Origin of the sequence: Clostridium aceticum, from assembly GCF_001042715.1 — a bacterium.
In the GTDB taxonomy this organism is placed as follows: Bacteria; Bacillota; Clostridia; order Peptostreptococcales; family Natronincolaceae; genus Andreesenella; species Andreesenella acetica.
On record NZ_CP009687.1, the window covers coordinates 61716 to 84690 of the forward strand.

General features: G+C 35.6%; 25 protein-coding genes and 1 other annotated feature. Of the genes, 22 read left to right on the forward strand and 3 right to left on the reverse strand.

From position 1 onward, the window contains the following. Position 1: 1 nt before the first annotated feature. The 5 genes from cobJ (at position 2) to CACET_RS00335 (ending at position 2433) form a co-directional block, all read left to right on the forward strand. Positions 2–733 carry a precorrin-3B C(17)-methyltransferase gene (gene cobJ, locus CACET_RS00320; protein WP_044824585.1) on the forward strand — a complete coding sequence of 244 codons (732 nt, stop codon included), beginning with the start codon at positions 2–4 and terminating at the stop codon, positions 731–733. After that, complete coding sequence (locus CACET_RS00325; RefSeq protein ID WP_044824586.1) at positions 730–1500, forward strand: cobalt-precorrin-6A reductase; 771 nt, start codon at positions 730–732, stop codon at positions 1498–1500. The genes cobJ and CACET_RS00325 overlap by 4 nt, the downstream gene beginning before the upstream one ends. A 64-nt stretch (positions 1501–1564) precedes the next feature. Further along, on the forward strand, positions 1565–1714 hold the full coding sequence (locus tag CACET_RS20295) for a hypothetical protein (protein ID WP_158385927.1): 150 nt from the start codon (positions 1565–1567) through the stop codon (positions 1712–1714). A gap of 230 nt (positions 1715–1944) precedes the next feature. Beyond that, positions 1945–2148, forward strand: coding sequence for a hypothetical protein (locus CACET_RS00330; protein ID WP_044824587.1), 204 nt, complete (start codon positions 1945–1947; stop codon positions 2146–2148). A 99-nt stretch (positions 2149–2247) separates the two neighbouring features. Beyond that, positions 2248–2433: a sigma factor G inhibitor Gin gene (locus tag CACET_RS00335; RefSeq protein ID WP_044824588.1), complete on the forward strand. Its 186-nt coding sequence runs from the start codon at positions 2248–2250 to the stop codon at positions 2431–2433. Positions 2434–2490: 57 nt separating this feature from the next. Here CACET_RS00335 and CACET_RS20040 read toward each other — a convergent pair whose 3' ends face one another. Continuing rightward, on the reverse strand, positions 2491–2724 hold the full coding sequence (locus CACET_RS20040) for a hypothetical protein (RefSeq protein ID WP_144414690.1): 234 nt from the start codon (positions 2722–2724) through the stop codon (positions 2491–2493). A gap of 122 nt (positions 2725–2846) precedes the next feature. Here CACET_RS20040 and CACET_RS00340 point away from each other — a divergent pair, with 122 nt between their 5' ends. From CACET_RS00340 to rsmI, 8 genes are all read left to right on the forward strand, one after another. After that, positions 2847–4289, forward strand: coding sequence for an aminotransferase class I/II-fold pyridoxal phosphate-dependent enzyme (locus CACET_RS00340; protein ID WP_044824589.1), 1443 nt, complete (start codon positions 2847–2849; stop codon positions 4287–4289). A 178-nt stretch (positions 4290–4467) separates the two neighbouring features. Then, complete coding sequence (gene tmk, locus CACET_RS00345) at positions 4468–5100, forward strand: dTMP kinase (protein WP_044824590.1); 633 nt, start codon at positions 4468–4470, stop codon at positions 5098–5100. Beyond that, complete coding sequence (locus CACET_RS00350) at positions 5097–5426, forward strand: cyclic-di-AMP receptor (protein WP_044824591.1); 330 nt, start codon at positions 5097–5099, stop codon at positions 5424–5426. Before tmk ends, CACET_RS00350 begins: the two co-directional genes overlap by 4 nt. Before the next feature lie 17 nt (positions 5427–5443). Beyond that, positions 5444–6427, forward strand: coding sequence for a DNA polymerase III subunit delta' (gene holB / locus CACET_RS00355; protein WP_044824592.1), 984 nt, complete (start codon positions 5444–5446; stop codon positions 6425–6427). Positions 6428–6531: 104 nt separating this feature from the next. Further along, a complete protein-coding gene (locus CACET_RS00360; RefSeq protein ID WP_044824593.1) occupies positions 6532–7431 on the forward strand; it encodes a PSP1 domain-containing protein in 900 nt (299 codons plus the stop codon). A gap of 4 nt (positions 7432–7435) precedes the next feature. Further along, positions 7436–7978 (forward strand): peroxiredoxin family protein, encoded by a 543-nt coding sequence (locus tag CACET_RS00365; protein ID WP_044824594.1) that lies wholly within the window; start codon positions 7436–7438, stop codon positions 7976–7978. A gap of 35 nt (positions 7979–8013) precedes the next feature. Further along, positions 8014–8781, forward strand: a complete 768-nt coding sequence (locus CACET_RS00370; protein ID WP_044824595.1) for a tRNA1(Val) (adenine(37)-N6)-methyltransferase — start codon at positions 8014–8016, stop codon at positions 8779–8781. Then, complete coding sequence (gene rsmI / locus CACET_RS00375; RefSeq protein WP_044824596.1) at positions 8765–9619, forward strand: 16S rRNA (cytidine(1402)-2'-O)-methyltransferase; 855 nt, start codon at positions 8765–8767, stop codon at positions 9617–9619. The genes CACET_RS00370 and rsmI overlap by 17 nt, the downstream gene beginning before the upstream one ends. A 25-nt stretch (positions 9620–9644) precedes the next feature. Here the strand turns inward: rsmI and CACET_RS00380 are convergent, their stop codons facing one another. Next, entirely contained in the window at positions 9645–9884 is a 240-nt protein-coding gene (locus CACET_RS00380; protein ID WP_044824597.1) for an AbrB/MazE/SpoVT family DNA-binding domain-containing protein, read from the reverse strand. Positions 9885–10294: 410 nt separating this feature from the next. Here CACET_RS00380 and CACET_RS00385 point away from each other — a divergent pair, with 410 nt between their 5' ends. Then, positions 10295–11782 (forward strand): CCA tRNA nucleotidyltransferase, encoded by a 1488-nt coding sequence (locus tag CACET_RS00385; protein WP_242846916.1) that lies wholly within the window; start codon positions 10295–10297, stop codon positions 11780–11782. A 167-nt stretch (positions 11783–11949) separates the two neighbouring features. On the opposite strand, the gene CACET_RS00390 is transcribed toward CACET_RS00385, so the two are convergent. Then, positions 11950–13395, reverse strand: a complete 1446-nt coding sequence (locus CACET_RS00390) for a nicotinate phosphoribosyltransferase (protein ID WP_044824598.1) — start codon at positions 13393–13395, stop codon at positions 11950–11952. Between the two features lie 424 nt (positions 13396–13819). On the opposite strand from CACET_RS00390, the gene CACET_RS00395 reads away from it, so the two are divergent. From CACET_RS00395 to rsmA, 8 genes are all read left to right on the forward strand, one after another. Continuing rightward, positions 13820–14395, forward strand: a complete 576-nt coding sequence (locus tag CACET_RS00395; RefSeq protein ID WP_044824599.1) for a nucleoside recognition domain-containing protein — start codon at positions 13820–13822, stop codon at positions 14393–14395. Next, positions 14395–14925, forward strand: a complete 531-nt coding sequence (locus CACET_RS00400) for a spore maturation protein (RefSeq protein WP_044824600.1) — start codon at positions 14395–14397, stop codon at positions 14923–14925. Before CACET_RS00395 ends, CACET_RS00400 begins: the two co-directional genes overlap by 1 nt. 157 nt (positions 14926–15082) lie before the next feature. Next, positions 15083–15330, forward strand: a binding site (T-box leader). 159 nt (positions 15331–15489) lie between these two features. Continuing rightward, a complete protein-coding gene (metG, locus tag CACET_RS00405) occupies positions 15490–17451 on the forward strand; it encodes a methionine--tRNA ligase (RefSeq protein WP_044824601.1) in 1962 nt (653 codons plus the stop codon). A 12-nt stretch (positions 17452–17463) separates the two neighbouring features. Further along, entirely contained in the window at positions 17464–18231 is a 768-nt protein-coding gene (locus tag CACET_RS00410; RefSeq protein ID WP_044824602.1) for a TatD family hydrolase, read from the forward strand. A gap of 362 nt (positions 18232–18593) precedes the next feature. Beyond that, on the forward strand, positions 18594–19565 hold the full coding sequence (locus CACET_RS00415) for a hypothetical protein (RefSeq protein WP_044824603.1): 972 nt from the start codon (positions 18594–18596) through the stop codon (positions 19563–19565). Positions 19566–20335: 770 nt separating this feature from the next. Beyond that, positions 20336–21379: a 3D domain-containing protein gene (locus tag CACET_RS21030; RefSeq protein ID WP_044824604.1), complete on the forward strand. Its 1044-nt coding sequence runs from the start codon at positions 20336–20338 to the stop codon at positions 21377–21379. Between the two features lie 98 nt (positions 21380–21477). Then, the gene (rnmV, locus tag CACET_RS00425) at positions 21478–22014 is read left to right on the forward strand and encodes a ribonuclease M5 (RefSeq protein WP_044824605.1); all 537 of its coding nucleotides are present in this window, start codon (positions 21478–21480) and stop codon (positions 22012–22014) included. Positions 22015–22025: 11 nt separating this feature from the next. After that, a complete protein-coding gene (gene rsmA / locus CACET_RS00430) occupies positions 22026–22889 on the forward strand; it encodes a 16S rRNA (adenine(1518)-N(6)/adenine(1519)-N(6))-dimethyltransferase RsmA (protein ID WP_044824663.1) in 864 nt (287 codons plus the stop codon). The last annotated feature ends 86 nt before the right edge of the window (positions 22890–22975 follow it).

The window sequence follows — 22975 nt, forward strand, 5'->3', positions numbered from 1 at the left end:
AATGGGAAAAGTATTTGTAATTGGTATAGGACCTGGAGAAGAAAACTACATGGCCCCGGCTGCTAAGGAAGGAATTATCTCCAGTGACGTTATTATAGGGTATAAAACCTATATAGATTTAATACGCCCCTTCACAGAAGGGAAAAAAGTTATTGATAGTGGTATGAAGAAAGAGATAGAAAGGTGCAACCTAGCTGTTGATTTAGCTGAAGAGGGAGCTACAGTTGCTCTAGTAAGCAGTGGAGACCCTGGTATCTATGGTATGGCAGGAGCTCTATTGGAGGTAAAGCATGAGAGAAAAAGCCCCATAGAGGTTGAAGTAATTCCAGGAGTGACAGCTGTCAGCGCAGCGGCAGCAGTGTTGGGGGCTCCCTTAATGCATGATTTTGCAGTAATTAGTCTAAGTGATCTATTGACAGACTGGGAAGTTATTAAAAAGCGACTTGCCTTAGCAGGAGAAGGAGACTTTGTTATAGCTCTTTATAATCCTAAAAGCAAAGGAAGAGTTACACAGATAGAGGAAGCTAGAAATATATTGCTGCAGCATAGAAAAAGCACCACACCGGTGGGCATTGTTCGAAATGCAAGACGTCAAGGAGAAGAAATGGTCATTACTACATTAGAAGAAATGTTAACGCATCCCATCGACATGTTTACTATGGTGATCATTGGTAACAGCAATACCCTTGTTCAAGACGGAAAAATGGTTACACCTAGAGGATATCATCTATGATTCTAGCTTTATGTGGTACTAGTGAAGGAAGAGAACTGGTGGAAAAGCTTCTTGAAAAAAAACTTGAAGTAATAGCCACTGTTACCACCACTTACGGAGGTCAATTATTAAAAAAGGGTTTTCAGGTGGAGGTGCTAGAAGAAAAGTTAGATAAAGATAAGATGAAAGAGCTAATTGAAAAAAAAAATATTCAGCAGGTAGTAGATATTACCCATCCTTATGCTGAAAATATTTCTAGACTGGCGATGGAGGTATGTAGAGAAAAAAAGCTTTTTTATTTTCGCTATGAACGACCAGAAACCCAGTGCTATGAAGAAGAAGGCAAGAAGCTATATTGGGCCAATGATTTTTATCACGCAGCAAATGTGGCAAAGGATTTTGAAGGAAAAATTTTCTTGACAATAGGAAGCAATCAACTTCCTATTTTTACAAAAGAAATAGAAGTAAATAAGCTGGTGGCTAGAGTGCTACCTTTATCTTCTGTGATTAAGGGTTGTGAGGATCAAGGCTTTACACCGGATAATCTTATTGCTATGAAGGGTCCCTTCAATAAAGAATTAAACAAGCAAATGTTTAAAGCCTATGAAGCTGCTGTTGTGGTTACAAAGGATAGCGGGAAAGCAGGAGGAACGGAAGAAAAAATTGCTGCTGCCAAGGAATTAAACATTCCTGTTATACTAGTAAAAAAACCTTCTATAGCTTATGGAGAAGTTGATCATGATATAGACGCATTGGTGAATAAAATTACCTCTATTTACTCAAAATAAACTATACGCAAGTAATAGCAGAATTACTTAGTATAATTTTTTGTACAAAAGGAGGTAAATATAAATGAACGAAGAAGTGAAAAAAGATATGGGTCAGTTGAGCTATGCTAACTTAACTGATGATCAGGTAAAGAGATTAATGATGGTAGAGGATGAAATCAACCAAAACCGTCAAGAAAAAGTTTACTTAATGGCTTTTGCAAATAAACTTTAATTACTTAATACTTATAACTTTTGACAAAAGGGAAGCTTTCCCTTTTGTTTTTTTAGTACTATTTTACCACTCACAAAAAGTAGGAATTTTAAGTTTTTTGTAGAATTTTAAAAACTATACAGAATAAATAACAAAAAATCATGTTTTTCAAAAAATTTACAGTTAAAAAGAAGGAATTATGTTGACCGCTGACGAAGCTACTACAAAGCTACTTTTGGGAGAGATAAAATATGTTGAATAATGCAATTAATATAGCTTTTTTAATAATTATAACAATACCTATATTACTTTTTATTTTGACGTTGGTAAGGATTGTAGGAGAGGATATGAAGGCCTCTATCAAGCACAAACCCTCGTCTCCTTTTGGTACACATCAAGCAAAAAAACAAGTAAAGAAACAAAAAACAGTGCACCGGCTTAGAAAGGTAAAATAATCTTTTTCTTTTATTAACAATGTACTAGGATTGTGAATAGAATAGAAGATATAGGGCTACAATCAAAATAAATAAATTTTAATAAGGCTGGTGAATAAGATGACAGAAGAATTACAATGTTATATATGTGATGACGAAACCAGTACAGGTATTCTTCTATTAAACCAATATATATGTAGAAATTGTGAAGAAGAATTGGTGAATACACCAGTGGAGCAACTTAAATACGAAATATTTAGAAGAAAAATAAAAGATATTTGGAGACAATTTTTACAAGAAGCTTAAGATAACAAAGGGACTAGATAGTCCCCTTATTATTTTTCGAAATACTGTTTTTAAATGTTACTTCTTTTCTTGTTTTATCTTTGTCAGCATTGTATTTCTAGCAACTTCTTTTCTATGACTTTTCACTTCATCAATAGAAATATCTAACATATGAGAAATTTCCACATCAGACTTTTTAAGGTTATAGGCCTGTAAAAATGTTCTTAAGTTAGTAATTTTATTTTTCATTATGCCACCGTCCTTAATATTTTTTATTTGTGGCTGATTAACATAATTTAAAGTATTTCCCATAGACAGATATTGTCTATAGGTGTATTATTTCTAAAATACAAATGTTTTATACAAAAATAAAGGAAAAATAGCTTTTTTTCTAGAAAGAATAACAGTTGGATAGATAGAAAGAAGGAGTTATTTTGAAACAAACACCACTTTTAGATAAATTATTAAGATTACAAGAAGAAAATTTAACCTCTTTTCATGTACCAGGGCATAAAAATGGTAAAATATTTAACAAAATTAATTATAAAAATTTTAAAGAAGTTTTACCTAATATAGATACAACAGAAATTATAGGAACAGATTATCTCCACAATCCAAAGGAAGTCATTAAAAAAGCTCAAGATAGAGCCAGGGAAGTTTTTAAAAGTGAGGCTACCTTTTTTTTAGTGAATGGCAGTACTTCTGGTATTTATAGCATGATCATGGCAGCAACATCTCCAGGGGATAAGATCATTGTGGCAAGAAATTGTCATCAATCTGTTATTAATGCAACAATTTTGGGAGACTTAACCCCCATATATCTATACCCTGAAGTAGATGTCTATAGGGGAATGGCCTTAGGCGTTTTACCAGGGGAGGTAAAGAAGAGATTATTAGAACATCCCGATGCCAAGGCTGTGGTAATTACTTACCCTACTTATGATGGATTTGCTAGTGATCTAAAAGAAATAGCAAAAATTGTTCACCAACATGAAAAAGTTTTATTGGTAGATGAGGCTCATGGTGCACATCTGGGACTAAGCGAAAAACTACCTATGACAGCTTTGGAATGTGGAGCAGATGCAGTAGTACAAAGCACCCACAAGACATTACCAGCCTTCACACAAAGTTCTATGCTCCATATACAGGGAAATAGAGTAGACGTAGAGAAACTGAAATTTATGCTAAAGCTGCATCAAAGCAGCAGTCCTTCCTATTTATTAATGGCTTCCTTAGACTTAGCTGTCACAATTTATGAGGATAGAGGAAGGCAATTGATGCAGGAGCTCCTTGAACATATAGAAAACTTTAAAAACAAAGTCAAAAAGATGGGACAAGTGACTTTTTTAGAGGATGTAGTAATGGGTAAAGATTCTATAAAAGCAATAGATAGTACAAAACTTTGGATAAGCATGCAACAAAACAAAATCAATGGTCATTACCTAGAAAAAGAGCTTCGAAATCAATATAATATTCAAATGGAATTATCCAATAGGTATGGTATACTAGGCATCACTTCTATTGCCAATGACGAAGAAGACTTTCAAAAGCTGTATGATGCATTGAAGGGAATTTCAAAGCAAGAAGGTGAAGAAACCCTACAAAAGTTCCCCTTTTTTTCATATGTTTTGCCTAAACAAATTTTTACCCCTAAGGAAGCTCTTTATAAAGAAAAGAAGCAGGTGCCTTTGGAGAAAAGCAAGGGGTATGTTAGTGGAGAATATCTTATTCCTTACCCTCCAGGTATACCGATATTAGTTCCGGGAGAAGTTATTGAGGAAGAAGTCATTCTACACGCTAGGTCTATGGTAAAAAATGGAATGAAAGTATTAGGATTAAAGGATCATCAGTGGAAAACCATTGAGGTTTTAGTATAAAATTATAAGCGTTAACTTAACACAACTATTACCAAAATTCTCTAGAACTGTCATCCTGAGTGGAGCGAAGGATCTTGGAATAACGAAGGATGACAAATTATGGATTAAGTTAACGCTAATGGGTATAAAATTAGACTATAAAACAGGTTATCTATACAAGATAAATGGAGGTGATGGCATGAAAAAGGGTTTATTTATATCTGTAGAGGGATTAGACGGGGCAGGGAAGAGCACTCAAATGCAATATATGAAGACCTTTTTTGAAGGGAAAGGTTTAGAGGTACTGATCACAAGAGAACCGGGGGGAACTATAATAGGAGAGAAGATAAGGGGGATTATATTAGATAAGGAGTATAAAGAAATGGCGGCTACAACAGAGGCACTTTTATATGCTGCTTCTAGGGCACAACATGTGACAGAACTTATCTTACCTGCCCTAGGAGAAGGTAAGGTAGTATTATGTGATAGATTTGTGGATTCTAGCATTGCTTATCAAGGGGTAGGCCGACAATTAGGACATCATGCTATAAAAAGCATAAATGATTTTGCTACTCAAGGTTTAGTACCCAGCCTAACAATATTTTTTGATATTGCCCCAGAGATTACTTTACAACGAATTAGTACGAAAGAAGTAGATCGACTAGAGCAAGAAAAGATAGATTTCCATAAAGCTGTATACAATGCCTATATCGATTTAGCAAAGCAACATCCGTCTAGAATAAAAATAATAAAGGCTGATAGAAATATTGAAGGGATTAAAGAAGATGTAGAAAAATTATTAATAAAGATGATGGAGGAGGGGATTTTATGAAGTTAGTCGTGGCTATTGTCCATGATGAAGATGCAGCACGACTTATGGAGGAACTAACTAACAATAATTTTAGGATGACTAAACTAGCTACTACAGGTGGTTTTTTAAGGGCAGGAAATACTACGCTTTTAGTAGGTACGGAGGACGAAGAGGTAGATCGAGTAATAAGCATTATAAAAGACAATTGTGAGTCAAGAAAAGAAATGGTAGCATCCCCTGCACCGGTTTCAGGTCCAGCAGGTATTTTTATACCCTACCCTATAGAGGTCATGGTAGGGGGAGCAACGGTTTTTGTTATAGATGTAGAGAAGTATGTTAAGCTATAGAAAAGAGTGATGACAATATGGTTTTTGAGGCTGTATTAGGACAGGAAAAACTTATGAAAAACTTCGAAAAAACATTAGAGCAAAATGAATTGTCTCATGCATATTTAATAGAGGGTGAAAAAGGGCTAGGAAAAAGAAGCGTTGCTCTACAAATGGCAAAGGGGATATGTTGTAGATCTATTGGCCAGAAACCCTGTAATCAGTGCATTAGTTGTAAAAAGTTAGACCATAACAGCCATCCGGAGGTAGTTTGGATTGAGGAGGAAACTTCTATAAAAATAGAAGTCGTAAGAAACTTACAAAAGAACCTTCAGATGAAACCCTACGAGGGTAGTAGAAAAGTATATATTATTTGTGATGCAGATAAAATGACTCTACAGGCACAAAATGCTCTTCTGAAAACCTTAGAAGAGCCACCGGAATATGTCACGATTATTCTTTTGACTGCCAATAGCAATAGTTTATTACCTACTGTTACCTCCAGATGTCAAAGGCTAAAACTATTGCCAGTAGCACTGGAAAAGATAGAGAAATACTTAGTAGAGAAAAAAAACCTAGATAGCAAGCAAGCAAAAGTGATCGCTTCTCTTTCTAAAGGTATTCCAGGTAGAGGGTTACAACTGTTGGAGGATGAAGTTTTTCAACAGCGAAGAAAAAGAGTAATAAAGCTAACCAGAGATCTTGTTGACAAGAAAATTATTTATTTATTAGAAAATATTCAAGATCTTTATGAGGAAAAACAATTTATTGAAGAAATATTAGAGTTAATGATAGGATGGTATAGGGACCTCCTTTTATACAAGCACACCAACAAAGAGGCCTTTATTATAAATGTAGACGAGATAGAAGAGATCATGTATCAAAGTAGCAGACTTTCTTTAGAAAATATAAAAGAAATGATTTTTATTATAGATGAAGCAAAAAATAATTTAAGAAGCAATGTGAGTTTCCAGCTAAACTTAGAAACCATGCTATTACAACTGAAGAAAAAAGCAAATTAAATAGAACATCCTTTAGAAAAAATGGTATATTTTTTTCAGCATAGCATATTGCCGTAAAGTTTGATAAAATAAGAAAAGGTCAATATTTATTAGGAGGAATTTTCATGGTAACAGTTGTAGGCGTGCGGTTTAAAAAAGCAGGCAAAATCTATTATTTTAACCCTAAAGACATTAACATACAAAAAAATAACTGCGTTATTGTAGAGACCGCAAGAGGTATAGAGTTTGGAGAAGTGGTAGTTGGCCCTAAAGAGGTTTCCGAAGAAGAAATCGTAGCACCCCTAAAGGATGTTATCAGGGTGGTAACAGAGGAAGATCAACAACAACACTTTGAAAACAAACAAAAAGAAAAGGAAGCCCTTGAAGTATGCTTAGAAAAAATATCTAACCATCAATTAGACATGAAATTAATTGATGTAGAATATACCTTTGATAATAATAAAGTAATCTTTTATTTTACTGCTGATGGCAGAGTGGACTTTAGAGAGCTGGTAAAGGATTTAGCTGCTATTTTCAAAACCCGTATAGAATTAAGACAAATCGGGGTTCGAGATGAATCTAAAATGTTAGGGGGTATAGGTACCTGTGGCAAACCCCTTTGCTGTGCAACCTGGCTAGGAGATTTTGAGCCGGTATCTATCAAAATGGCCAAGGAGCAAAGTCTTTCTTTGAATCCTACAAAAATCTCAGGTATTTGCGGAAGGCTTTTTTGTTGTCTGAAATACGAACACGATATGTATCAAGAAATATTTGAAAAACTACCAGGTATTGGTTCTATCGTACAAACTCCTTATGGAGAAGGGATTGTCATAGAAACCAATGTACTACTGGAAAAAGTAAAGGTAAAAATAAAAAACCTCCAAGAAAACACAGAGGAATTAAAGCTTTGTAGTATGGAGGAAGTCACAAAAATCAAAGAAAAACGTAGCTTGAAGGAGCAACTAGAGGTTGTAGAAGAATTACAGGGTAACCTTAATGAAGAGTTAAAAGAATTGGAGGACTAAAATCATGTTAAAAAACAAATGGTTTGTTTTTATAATGATATTTATTTTTGTCCTCTCTGTACTAGGGGGATGCAATAGAAAAACAGAAGAAACAATAGAAGAAAACCCTTCTGTTGTGGAAAAAGAAGAGGCAGAAGAAGAGGCAATACCTATTGATTCTTCTGAAGAAGAGAACTCTCTTCAAAGGATCTTAGCCAGTAGACCAGGGATTTTAGCTTTTTGGGTCTCATGGAATGAAGAATCTAAGCAACAATTGGAGATACTAGAAAATGTATATAAGCTGGTAGAGGAGGATGTTGCTGTTCTAGGAATTCATGCCACAACATTTGATACAATGTCTAAAGAAGAGGTTTTCAAGGATCTGGAAGATTACACCTTTGAAATGTTACTAGACGAAGAAGGAGAAATACAAGAAACCTACTATGTAGGTAATTTTCCTACAATAGTCTTTTTAGATAAAGAAGGAAAAGTGGTTTATTCCTACACAACCTTAGTAGAAGAGGATGCTATTTTAGAGAAGTTAACCCTCCTATTAGAAAGTTTATAAAAAATTTACGATCATGGAGGTGCCAATCTCTATCAATGAAGGATTTACTAAAACAGTCAGAACGAATAGACGATTTACAAGTAAATGACTTGAAAATTATTCAAAATCCAGAAGGTTTTTGTTTTGGGATAGATGCTGTATTATTAGCTAACTTTGTAACACTGAAAAAAAATGCAAGGGTTGTAGATTTAGGGACTGGAACAGGAATCATACCAATATTATTGGCGGGAAAAAGCAGGACAAGTCATATAACAGCTTTGGAAATACAGGAAGAGGTAGCTGATATGGCAAGTCGTAGTGTCCGATTAAACCAACTAGAGGATAGAATTAAGATCCTACCTATGGACCTTAAAAAAGCAGAAGAGGTATTACCTGTCAATAGTTTTGATGTTGTTACATCCAATCCACCCTATATGCATCCAAAAGGTCTTTTAAATCCTGAAGATAGAAAGTCTATCTCAAGGCATGAAATAAAATGTAGTCTAGAGGAGGTTATTGCCGTAGCCTCTAGACTACTAAAACATTTGGGGAGGTTTTTTATGGTGCATCGTCCCCAAAGATTAGCAGATATTATGTATTACTGTAGACAGTACAAGCTAGAACCAAAGCAACTTCAATTTATTCATCCTACCTATGATAAAAAACCAAATTTACTACTATTAGAGTGTAGAAAAGCTGCCAAAGCGGAATTGAAAGTCATGGACCCTCTTTATGTTTATGATCAAGAAGGAAACTATACAGAGGAAATTCATAAAATCTACGGTAGAAAAGCTTTAGAGAAGGAGGATGAAGCTGTTGAGTAAAGGAAAGCTTTACATATGTCCCACTCCCATAGGAAATCTAGAGGACATTACTTTGAGGGTTTTACGAACACTGAAGGAAGTGGACATCATAGCTGCAGAAGATACCCGTCATACGATAAACTTGCTGAGACACTTCAGTATTCAAAAACCCCTAACAAGCTATCACGAGCATAACGAAAAAAATAAAAGTCAATATCTGATAGATAAATTGCTAGAAGGGGAAAGTATAGCCCTTGTTTCTGATGCTGGCATGCCAGGGATTTCTGATCCAGGAGAAGTACTAATAAAAGCCTGTATTCAACAAGATATTCCCTTCGAAGTTTTACCGGGGGCAACTGCCAGCATTTTAGCATTAGTGGCTTCAGGTCTATCTACAAGAAGATTTGCTTTTGAAGGATTTTTAGATCGAGATAGAAAGAAAAGAAAAGAAAGGCTAGAAAAAATAAAATTAGAAGATAGAACCCTTGTGTTTTATGAGGCTCCTCACCGTGTTGCGGATACACTACAGGATATGATAGATATTTTAGGCAATAGGGAGGCGGTAATAGCAAGGGAACTAACAAAGAAGTATGAGGAATTTATACGTGGAAGGTTAAACGAAGTCTACCAATACCTTCAAGAAAATCCTCCTAAGGGAGAAATGGTGCTGTTATGTGGAGGGATCAGTTTAGAAGAAGAGGTTCGTAGAGAACAGGAAACTTTTCAACACCTCACTATTAGAGAGCATATTTCTTCTTTTATGGAAGAGGGTTTAGAAAAAAAAGAGGCTATTAAGAAAGTAGCTAAATTGAGAAAAATACCTAAGTCTGATGTATATAAAGAATCCATAGATCTATAGATCTATGGACTCTTTAAAAAAGTTTTTACTTTGACAATGCTTCAATACAATCGCTACAGATATTTTTTGATTTATGTATGACAATACTTTTGGCATTACCACAAAAGACACATGCTGGCTCATATTTTTTTAATAAAATACTTTCACCATCCACATAGATTTCTAGAGCATCCTTTTCTGCAATATTTAATGTACGTCTTAGCTCAATAGGAAGTACAATCCTCCCTAGTTCATCCACTTTTCTAACAATTCCTGTTGACTTCAAATACTTGTCCTCCTTTAAAATTTTGTTTCCCCTTATTATCTTAATTCTATTCCCCAAAACAATAGATAGATATTTTTATACAAAATTCGACATTTATCTATTAAATAGTACCAAATATTCCATAAAAAGTCAACTGAAAAAGATTGTTAATAATATAACTATCATTGGAGAAGGTAAATTTATGCTATATACTAAAAATATAGATATGTGATTAGGAACTAGAGGAGTCATGGGGACGGCAGACTGCGTAAAAACTAACTTTATTCGGATTTTTGTCATTCTGAACGCAGTGAAGAATCTTGTGTTTTAGACCTTTAAGACCCATTCGCTACGCTCAGGGTGACAATTCTCACGCAGTCTGACGGTTCGTCTGGCAAGTATGTTTTTTATGTGCCTGAGGAGCTGTCCCCGTGGCGGAGCAGATGTGGTATCGCAGCAAGAATACATTTTTAGGAGCTGGTAGAATGAATACCGTGGTTGATCGTATTCTTCAATTAAGCAAAGAGGTGGATACAGAGATCTATCTGGTGGGAGGCACCATAAGAGATATATTATTAGATAGAAAAATGAAGGACCTGGACTTTGTAGCTCTTCATCATCCTAAAGTTATAGCAAAAAAAATTTCCAGTCAGCTAGAAGGAACCTTTATAGAGCTAGATAAAGAGAGAGAAATATATAGAATAGTACTAGAAGATAAAAGTACAATAGATATTGCAAAGGCAAAAGGAAATACAATAGAAGAAGACTTGTGCCAAAGGGACTTTACCATCAACGCAATGGCTTATGATTTGCGGCAAGGATGGCCAATAAGAAAAGAAGAAATTATAGATCCCCTTAAGGGCAGAAAAGATTTAGACGACAAAAGAATTTTACATACAGAAGAAAGGGTTTTTTACGAAGACCCGGTGAGGATGCTAAGAGCAGTAGCTTTTATGGCACAGTTAAAGTTTCAATTAGATCATAAAACACAGGAACTTATAAAATCAGAATCTGCTAGGATTGTTAGTGTGTCAGGGGAGAGAATAGCAGAAGAACTATTTAAAATATTAGCGGAGCCTATGACCTATTATTACTTTGATTTTATGGATAAACAGCTAAATCTATTAGAAAAAATCTTTCCAGAGATCATTGAAATGAAAACAATAGGTGAATGTAAGTATCATGTGGTAGATAGCTGGAAACATTCTATAAATACGATGAAAACTGTAGAAAGTTATATCTATGCCAATAAATTTTTTGAAGGTCATATAGGGCAAGCCTATGAGGAGCATACCAGTGAAAGAATAGCAGGCGGTCATAAGCGTTTACAGTTGTTGAAACTAGGAGCGCTTTTCCACGATATAGGTAAGCCTTCTGCCCGTAGGATTGACCACACAGGAAGAGTGCGATTTAGAGGGCATGAAATAACCGGAGCAGAGCTTATGAAGGAATATGCAGGAAAAATGAGGTTGAGTGGTAGGGAGAAGGAGATACTCTGTAAATATATAGCACTTCATATGTGGCCATTAGATTTATATAAGAAGAATGATGTAAGTGGGAAAACTTTATATAAATTATTTAATAAGATGGGAAGGGAAACCTTAGACATTTTATTGATAGCCTTAGGGGATATTGTGGCTACTAGAAAAATACTAGATCCAAAAGAAGAAATGGGTATGTTTAAGGTACATATAGAATATATAGCAAACAACTACTTAACTCGTTACAAACAGATAGAAAACATATCAACTATTATTAACGGAACAGAAGTAATGGAAATATTAAATATATCAGAGGGCAGTACTGTAGGAGAAATGTTAGAGGAAATAAGAAAGGCTATTTATTTCGGAGAGATAGAACCCACTAAGGAGGCCAGTATCCAATATATAAAAGATTTTTATAAAACTTTTAAAACTTAACCACTAGCGTTAACTTAAACCATAATTTGTCATCCTGAGGGAAGCAAAGCGGAGTCGAAGGATCTTAGCATTACCAAAATGACACTTGGAGAGAATTTTGGTAATAACTGTGTTAGGTTAACGCCTATGAAAATTTAACATAACTTAAGCAAAAAGAGGATCTATATTTAAGATCCTCTTTTTGCAGCTTCTCTGTACTGACTAACCATATCGTTTTTTAAATTCCAAAGTTTTTCTGAAAGGTCAACCTTGTAAAGCTGAGGACGAATTAATCGCTTATATTCAGGCCATAGGCTGTCCAACTCCTCAGCCACATAAGCCTTTATTTCTTTTACTGTTTTTCTTGGAACTACCAGTTTTCCATCTATATAAAGAGGTACTAACATTTCTCTTATCTTATAATTGGTAAAAGTTTTTGTCTTCCATGTGTAGGTAGGATGAAAAATTGTAAGAGGTTTACTAGTATCAATGGTTTCTTCCTCCAACATAATGAGATCCCCTTGTGCCTTATAATCATCGGCATGATAAATTCTAATAACTTTTTTATAACCTGGATTTGTGATCTTTTCTGGGTTTTCAGAGATTTTTATTTTAGGAAGCATCTCTCCGTTTTTTTCCATATAAGACAGCTTGTAGACGCCGCCTAAAGCAGGACATCCCTTAGAAGTAATAAGGTTGGTTCCTACTCCCCACCCAGTTACAGCAGCTTTTTGGATTTTTAAGCTGTAAATAATCTCCTCATCTAAATCACTGGAGGCTACGATAGATACATTTTCAAAACCAGCAGCATTTAAGATTTTTCGTGCTTCTTTAGAAAGATAAGCAATATCTCCTGAATCTATTCGGATACCCTTAGGCTCGTAACCTTGATCCCTTAACTCATTGAAAACAGTGATAGCATTGGGAAGACCAGTTTTCAATGTATCGTAAGTATCTACTAGAAGAAGGCAATTGTTGGGATAAGTAGCAGCATAGGCACGAAAAGCTTCTAACTCGGTATCGAAGCTTTGTATCCAACTATGAGCTTGCGTACCCACCACAGGAATATCAAACATCTTACCGGCTAAAACATTAGAGGTAGAGGAACACCCACCGATAACAGCTGCTCTTGCCCCATAGATACCAGCATCTGGCCCTTGAGCCCGTCTTAGTCCAAACTCAAACACAGGGTCTCCTTCAGCGGCTTCACATATCCTTGAAGCTTTGGTAGCGATAAGAGATTGGAAATTTACAATGTTTAGGAGAGCTGTTTCTATTAACTGAGCTTCTAGGCAAGAGGCTTTTACCCTTAAAATAGGCTCCCCAGGAAACATAATAGAGCCTTCAGGTACGGCATAGATGGTTCCGGAAAATTTAAAATCTTTAACAATCTTAAGAAAGTCATCGTCAAAGCCTAAGCCTCTTAAATAATTTAAATCCTCCTCTGTAAAGCTAAGGGTCTCAATGTAATCGATTACCTGTTCAATCCCAGCAATAATGGTATAGCTGCCATTACAAGGATTCTTTCTAAAAAACAAATCAAAAACTACAGTATCTTCATGAAGACCATGTTTTAAATAACCATTCATCATGGTTAACTGATAAAAATCTGTTAATAAAGCAAGATTTCTCATTTTATATCTTCCTTATCTAAATGTATTTGTCCCTATAAAAAGAACAATGTTCCATTAAAATAACCTATTAAGACTTATTATAACAGATTTTACAGAACAAATGATAAAAATTATAGAATTTCATCGCTTTATTTACAAAAATATCTAAATATTTACTCTAGTTAAAAAATTAACAAATGCTAGCTGAGGAAAAGCTTACTCGGTTACTGTAGTAAAGCATATAGGAAAAGCTCTTCGACATAAGATGTAATGGTGGAAGATAGCTTCTCAAGGTAAAGAGATAGATTGCAGACTGCGTGAGAATTGTCACCCTGAGTGTAGCAAATGGGTCTTAAAGCTCTAAAACACAAGATTCTTCACTGCGTTCAGAATGACAAAAATCCGAATAAAGTTAGTTTTTACACAGGGTAAAGGGGGATTTTTTATGAGTATAATATGGTTTGTTATGATTATTTTTGGTATGCTGATGGCGGTGATAGGTGGAAAGATAGAAATCATCAATGAAGTAATACTACAGGATGCACAGGAAGCAGTGGTGTTTGCTATTGGTCTTACAGGGATTATGGCTGTATGGTTGGGACTCATGAATATTGCCAAAAAATCTGGATTGATTGATAGTTTTGCATTACTGATGCGGCCTATTTCAAAACTGTTGTTTCCCTCAGTTCCTCCTAACCATCCAGCTATCAGCGCCATCATGATGAATATGGTGGCCAATATGTTTGGTGCAGGTAACTCTGCCACTGCACTAGGCATTAAAGCGATGGAGGAAATGCAAACCTTAAATAGAGATAAAAAGACCGCCACCAATGCTATGTGCATGTTTCTGGTGATTAATATGTCTTCTATACAATTAATTCCTTTAACAGTATTAAAGGTTCGTGCAGATGCTGGATCTTTGGTGCCAACAGAAATTATAGCAACCTCTTTGATTGCCACTACCATATCAACGATTGTCGGCATCTTTGTTTGTAAGATTTTAGAGGGGAGGGAAGCATGATGGTTATTTTAAGTATCTTTTCTTTAGCAGCTATTCCTATGATGATGACCATTATATTATTGCACGGATTAGTTAAAAGAGTAAACTTATACGATGCCTTTGTGGAGGGGGCGGCTGACGGTTTTAAAACCGCTGTAAAAATCATGCCCTACTTAATCGCTATTTTTATTGCCATTGGTCTGATGAGAAAATCAGGGGCCATGGATTTTTTAACACAGCTAATGACAAAACCTATGACTTTTATTGGTATCCCCGCGGAAGTGCTGCCTTTAGCCATCATTCGTCCTATCTCCGGCAGTGGTGCTTTAGCTGTACTACAAGATATCGTCAACCAATATGGTCCGGATTCTTTTGTAGGAAGAGTAGCCTCCACCATGATGGGTTCAGCGGAAACCATCTTTTATACCATGGCGGTCTACTTTGGAGCAATAGGTGTTAAGTATTCTCGTCATACGGTTACAGCTGCTCTTATATCCCATTTTGCTGCGATTATTGCATCGGTGGTGATTTGTAGGATGATATTCTTATAATTTCAAGAATCTCTATTGACAGATGATGTATAATCTTATATATTTATGTATAAATTAAGATATAAAGCAAAATATAGGTTGTAAACGTGAATTTTGATATTTAGGGTCTAGGTTTTCCCTCTTAGCATGTTGAAATTTACAGAAGTATACTTATAGATGATAGGTAATGATGGGAAGAGTAGGTGGATGGACTTAGTGACAGAGAGCCGGGTTAGGTGAAAGCCGGTGCTAAGAAAATTTACTGAAGATGGCCCCTGAACTTCGTGATTGAACTCTTTGAAATAAGATTTAGATCATGGCGGTAGCAACCGTTACATTGCAGGGTGATGAATGTCACTTGTTGAGATTATTATCGGAAGATAATAATAAACTAGGGTGGTACCACGAGAAAAACTCGTCCCTATACTTGGAAACAAGTATAGGGATTTTTTGTCTTCGTTTTTATGAAGGGAAAACTGGCGAACACAGGTCGCCCCTACATAGAGGAGAGCCAATTGTATCATAATAACAAAAAATCATGAAATAAGTTTTCTAGGAAACTAAAAATCAAGGGAGGAAAAAAACATGAGTAAAGGAACCTATTATTTAACCACACCAATTTATTATCCCAGTGCTAAACTGCACATAGGCCATACCTATACAACCGTAGCATCAGATGTTTTAGCCAGATTTAAGCGGTTTACAGGCTATGATGTGCAATTTTTGACAGGAACCGACGAGCACGGTGAAAAAATCCAAAAAGCTGCCAGTCAAAAAGGTATGGCACCTAAAGAATATGTAGATGAAATTGTAAGGGATATTAAAGATATATGGAAAAGAATGGACATATCTTATGATATCTTTATTCGAACCACTGACGAACACCATGTAAAAAGTGTCCAGAAGATTTTTCAAAAACTCTATGATCAGGGAGATATCTATAAAGGAGAATATGAAGGATGGTATTGTACCCCTTGTGAATCCTTTTGGACAAAAACTCAGTTAAAAGAAGAAAAACTCTGTCCTGACTGTGGCAGACCTGCTGAGTTGGCGAAGGAAGAGGCATACTTTTTCAAACTATCGAAATATCAAGATAGACTAATTCAATACTTTGAGGAACATCCAGAAATTTGCCTTCCTGAGTCAAGAAAGAATGAAATGCTAAATAACTTTTTAAAGGCAGGATTAGAAGATTTAGCTGTATCTAGAACCAGCTTTGATTGGGGCATCCCAGTGCCTTTTGATCCAAAGCATGTTATCTATGTATGGATTGATGCACTATCCAACTATATCACAGCTTTAGGCTATGGTTCAGATAATCAAGAAAAATATGAGAAATATTGGCCTGCAAACGTTCATATCATGGCAAAGGAAATCATCAGATTTCATACGATTATTTGGCCGGCAATGTTGATGGCTTTAGGTGAGCCGCTGCCTAAAATGGTCTATGGACACGGGTGGATTATGTTTGGCGATGACAAAATGTCAAAGTCTAAGGGGAACATTGTTTATCCAGAACCGCTTATTGAAAGATATGGGCTTGATGCACTGAAATATTTCTTACTAAGAGAATTCACTTTTGGCTATGACGGAACCTATACCAACAGAAGTTTTGTTAATCGATTGAATGCTGACTTATCCAATGATTTAGGAAACCTAGTAAGTCGAAGCATTACTATGATTGAAAAATATAATGACGGTATCATTCCAGAAGGAAAAACAGCAGGAGCGTTTGACGAGGATTTAAAGCGCATCGCAACTACAGCTGCTGAGAAGGTAGAAAAAGCCATAGACAAGCTTCAATTTCACGAAGGATTAGAAGAAATTTGGAAGGTAATCCGTAGAGTGAATAAATATATTGACGAAACTACCCCTTGGATTTTGGCAAAGGAAGAGGCAAATAAAGAAAAATTAGATACTGTACTGTATAACTTAGCTGATAGTCTTCGTATTATTTCTATACTAATAAAGCCTTTTATGGAGGCAACTACTACAAAGATATGGACACAGTTAGGTATAGACAAAGAACAGTGTACAAGCTGGGAGGATGCTGCTGTATTTGGTAAGATTCCTGTTGGAACTCAAGTACAAAGGGGAGAAATTCTTTTTCCTAGGCTAGAGGTAGAAAAAGAAGTTGAAGAACTAGAGAAAATAAACCAGGCTTACTTTAAAAAGATTAATGGTATTCAAGAAGAAGAAGAAACAGTAGAGATGGAAGCAAAAGAGGAAATTACCATCGATGATTTCGATAAGCTAGAGTTAAGGGTAGCAAAAGTAATAAAAGCAGAGAAACATCCTAAAGCTGATAGATTACTGGTATTGCAGCTGCAAGTAGGAAATGAAACCAGACAGGTTGTTTCAGGTATTGCACAGCATTATAAACCCGAGGATATGGTGGGTAAATCAGTGATTTTAGTGGCAAATCTAAAACCTGTAAAACTAAGAGGTATAGAATCAAGAGGAATGATTTTGGCTGCTTCTAATGACAAAAAACTTGTACTAGGAACGATTGATTCAGAGATGCCAGCAGGAACACTGATGAGCTAAAGGAGGGGTTGAATGCTTTTTGATAGTCACGCTCATCTAGACGATATCCGTTTTGATGAGGATCGAGAAGAAATCATCATAGAGGCAAAGAAAAAGGGTTTGCAATATATTCTCAATCCTGGAGCAGATTTGCAAACATCTATAAAGGCAGTAGATTTATCAGAAAAATATGATATGGTTTATGCCGCAGTAGGGGTGCATCCTCATGACGTTAAGGACATGGATGATAATACTTTAGCTACATTAAAGTCTCTTTGCAGCAGAAAAAAGGTTGTAGCCATAGGAGAAATTGGACTAGACTTTCATTATGACCATTCTCCTAGAGAAGACCAAAGAAAATGGTTTAGGAGACAGATAGAGCTAGCAAAGGAAGTGAAACTTCCTATTATTATTCATGACCGAGAAGCTCACGGGGAAGTCTTTGATATAGTAGAAGAGTACGATGCTGGAAAAATAGGCTGTGTTATGCACTGCTACTCTGGAAGTGTAGAAATGGCAAAGGAGTACATTAAAAGGGGAATTTATATTTCTCTAGCGGGTCCGGTAACTTTTAAAAATGCCAAAAAGACCTATGAGGTGGCCCAACATATACCATTAGAGTGGCTGTTAGTAGAGACGGATTGTCCTTACTTAGCACCAGTTCCTCATAGAGGCAAGAGAAATGAGCCAGCCTATGTCTCTTATGTAGCTAATAGGATTGCAGAAGCAAAGGGGATATCCTTTGAAGAAGTAGCAAAAAAAACCAATGAAAATGCTCGAAAGCTTTTTAAAATTATCTAAAATACGTACCATAGAAGAAAAGAGAAAACAGCAGATTCCTGTAGGAAACTGTTGTTTTTTTGATGTCTTATTTCCTCGAAGGAGTTTTGTTGATAAAAAAGAAAAAAACTGATACAATGATGTGGAAATATTTATAAGTAAATACAATATATAGTATTTATTAGTAATTAATATATAAGTTGCAAAGGTTTTATTGTAACGTATATATCATTAGCGTTAACCTAAGCCATAATTTGGCATCCTTCGTTATTCCAAGATCCTTCGCTACACTCAGGATGACGGTTCGAGAGAGTTTTAGTAATAATTGTATTAAGTTAACGCTTATGACTTATATATAAAACTTACTAAGGGAGTGAAGTACTGTGAAAAAGAATCAAATAGCAATAATATTAGCTTTTATATTAGTTTTTTCTATGACAACGGCAGTGATGGCAGATACAAGTACAATAGATGTAAATCATGAAGAGGCTATAGATGTTACACAAGAAGGAATGACTGCTACTGAAATGCTGGAAAAAGCATCAGAAGAATTACTGGGGTTTAAGACAATGAACTACATCCTTGACATGGATATGAAGTCTCATGTGATAGAGAGAGCAGAGGAGGGCCTAAAGGAAGCAGATATGATAATACATATGCTTCAGGAGGGGGCTGTGGATCTTGAAAGTAATAAGGTTTATGTGGTAAGTACTTCAAAAGCTATGGCGGGGGAGGAAGAAATAGATACTGTTACAGAATTATTTATAGATAACTATGATATTTATATGAAGTTCCCTGGAACAGATCAGTGGCTAAAAAGCAGTATTGATCCTATGATGCAGGAATTACAAGCTTTATTAGGAACCAATATAGAAAACAATGTGGGGATTTCTAAACAACAAATGGCGTTGTTTGGAATGAGAGCCACCTACTTGCCAGAAGAAAAAATTAACGGAGAGGAGTATTATGTTGTCCTATTGACAGTAGATAAAGAAGCATTCAAGGCTGCAGCCGATGAAATTATTAAAGCTACAGTAGAAATCACCCAACAACTAATAAAAGCAGAAGAAGTATCTTCTGAGGAGGAAGAAGAAATGCGGCAAGAGATAGAAACCATGGTAAAAGAACTGATTTATGGCATGGATATGGAGATAGAATATACATGCTACATTCATAAAGATACTAAAAACCTGGAAAAAATGGGTATTGTTCAAAGGATGAATATGATGTCGGGAATTGTAGAAATCCATACTACCAGTACAGGTACCTTTAAATACTATGCCTTTGATGAAGAAATAAGCTTTCCAAACATTCCTCAAGAGGAGATTATAGAAGGACTTTTGGTCAATAATTGAAAAAATATGTTGTTTATAAAGAGTTCAGTGACAAATTGCTGAACTTTTCCTTTTTATTCAACGAATTTCCTGGGAAATTTTTAGTATTCACTAAGATACATATAGTTTTACTGTAAGAACAACTTTGTATTGACAAAAGACTTGCTGTTTTGACATAAACATTCTAAAGTGATAAAACTAAAAGCAATGCATATAATGAATCATGGCCTATGGGAGAGTATTTTTGAAGGGGGAAAATTTATTTTTGGACAGCGGGGCTATGGGGACATCCTCCACTACCCTCAGGGTGACAATCCTTACCCAGCCTGACGCTGGTCTGGTAGGTATGGTTTTTATATGTTTGAGGAACTGTCCCCGTGGCGTAAAGTTCCACAATTTAAGCTATCAGGTTTAGTATCTATATACCTAAACAAAGAAGTTATAAAAAAGGAATTAAAGGGAAATAATTCCTACTAACATCGTTAACTACTTCCAGTTAATGGTTAAAAGTTTGACAAACAAATGATAATGACATAAAATGATAGAAACTTATTCCCTAGGCATACAGTTCATTAATATAGTGGAAGATGAACTGCTGTAGGAAAAACTGTATTTTATTCTTTCAAGTGTACTATAGATGCGGGCTTTTAAAGTTAAATTTTAATACACACGGTCTACGGTTTCGCCCCAAAATCAGGGCTGCAAATGTAGTCCTTAGTATATTGAAATTTAGGAACCTACATCTATACTAAAGTGGAAGAGTACAATACAAGAAAACAGGAGGAATATGTATGGAAACTTTTTTAGGTGGTAAGGATTTTTTGAAGGGAGTTAACAAAAAAGCCTTTATTGCTGTAGTTTTCCTAGCAACACTATTAGTTAGCTTTGGGTTATTAGCTATGAGAAAAAATGTGACAATTGTTTATGATGGAAAGGAAGAAAGCGTTGTAACTTTTGCCAGTACTGTAGAAACTCTTATAAACAAGCAGGGCATAGAAGTTTTAGAGGCAGACAAGGTTGTACCAGGTCTTCAAGAAAAGCTGAAAGAAGATACACGAATTGTTATTCATAGAGCCTTTGAAATTCAATTAATAGACGGTCAACAGCAAAAAAGCATTACCACAGCAGAAGAAACTGTAGAGGATTTAATCAAGACATTAGATCTGAAACTAGGGGAAAAAGACAAAGTTCAGCCGGATTTACATACTACGTTAAATCCAGGAGATACAGTAGAAGTGATAAGGGTAACTGAAGAAATTCTTGTAGAGAATCAAGAAGTTCCCTTTCAAACAACGATTAAGTATAATGAAGATTTAGAGCTTGGAACAACAAAAAGGCTTCAAGAAGGAGTACCGGGTTTAAAAGAAATAAAGCTGGGAATTACTTATGAAAATAATGTTGAGGTAGCAAGAGACGTAATAGAAGAAAACATTATAAAAGAAGCCGTCAATGAAATCATTGAAAAGGGAACAGGAAACATTTTAGTAACATCTAGGGGAGATTCAAGAAGATACAGGGAAGTAATCGTCATGGAGGCTTCGGCCTATACTGCTGATTATGAAAGTACAGGCAAAAGACCAGGAGATCCTTACTTTGGTATTACGGGTAGTGGCACACAAGTAAGACCAGGTGTAGTAGCAGTAGACCCTAGAGTTATACCACTGGGATCAAAGTTATATATAGAGTCATTGGATAGAACACCTAGTTATGGGGTGGCCAGTGCAGAAGACACAGGTGGAGCTATTAAAGGGAATAAGATAGATCTTTACTTCGAAAATCGTTCAGAAGCCTTGCGTTTTGGTCGAAGAAAAGTTAAAGTTTATATATTAGATTAGTAAGTGATAGCGGAGAATACATTCTCCGCTATCATTTATCTAGGGATAAACCCATAGAACATGGGAGAATTAACATTTATAAAGAAGGAGATACAAAGGTGATTAAAGAAATTATTGTTGTAGAAGGTAAGGATGATGTAGCTGCTATAAAAAGAGCTGTTGAGGCAGAAACCATCATAACAGGAGGCTTTGCCCTAACTCCAGCAACGATGGAACGGATCAAGACAGCAGCAAAAAAGAGAGGCGTTATTATTTTTACAGATCCAGACTTTGCGGGGGAGAAAATTAGAAATACCATTGCTTCACAAGTTCCTAACTGCAAACATGCTTTTCTTCCAAAAGAAAAAGCTTTGAAAGATGGAAATATCGGTATTGAAAATGCTTCTCCAGAAAATATTCTAATTGCATTAAAAAACGCTAGAAGCCAAACAATAGAAAAAAGGCAGGAATTCCTACAAAAAGATTTAATAGCCGCAGGTCTAATTGGTAATCCTCAAGCGGCTTACAGAAGAGATGAGATGGGAAAACTATTGGGCATAGGTTATGGTAACGCAAAACAATTTTTAAATCGCTTAAATCATTATGGTGTTACAAGAGAAGAATGGCAGGAAGCTTTAAAAAAGTTGGAAAAGTAGAGGAGATACTTATGGATAAAATAGCATCACCTAAAAAAACAAAAGAAATCATAGAACAGTATCAGTTTAAGTTTTCTAAAAGCTTAGGACAAAATTTTTTAATTGATCAAAACATATTGGAAAAAATTGTAGAAGGAGCAGGTGTTACTAAGGAAGATGATGTTATAGAAGTAGGGCCTGGCATCGGAAGTTTGACACAGCATATTGCAGAAAAAGGGAAATCTGTAGTAGCCATTGAAATAGACAGAAGCCTTTTACCTATTCTAAAAAATACCTTGCAAGCTTATGATAATGTAGAAGTTATTCATGAAGACGTGCTAAAACTAGATCTTCATCATCTAATACAGGAAAAGTTTCACGGGAAAAAAGTAAAGGTAATAGCCAACCTACCTTACTACGTTACTACACCTATTGTTATGAAGTTTTTAGAAGAGAAGGTACCATTGCTTTCCATGACCGTCATGATTCAACAAGAGGTAGCGAGACGAATGGAAGCAAAACCCTCCACCAAAGATTATGGAGCACTTTCTATAGCGGTGCAGTATTATTGTCAACCTAAAATACTGCTGAAGGTTCCACCTTCTGTATTTATTCCACAGCCTAAGGTGGATTCTACGGTAATAAGGTTAGATGTATTAGAAAAACCAAAGGTGCATGTAGATAATGAGAAACTTTTCTTTTCTCTAGTGAAGGATGCCTTTGGAAAACGGAGAAAAACCTTGTTAAATGCTCTAAGCACAGGGACATTAGGTTATAGCAAAGCATTGGTAAAAGAAGTGTTACAAAAGGCAGGAATTGAAGAACAAAGACGAGGAGAAACATTAACGATAGAAGAGTTTGCAACTTTAGCCAATAGTTTTTCTGCTAGTGTATAGGGATTACTGGATTTTATAGCAACTATTTCTCTCCTTTTACATATATTAATAAAAAGGTCTGAAGTTTTATGAATATATGAAGGGGG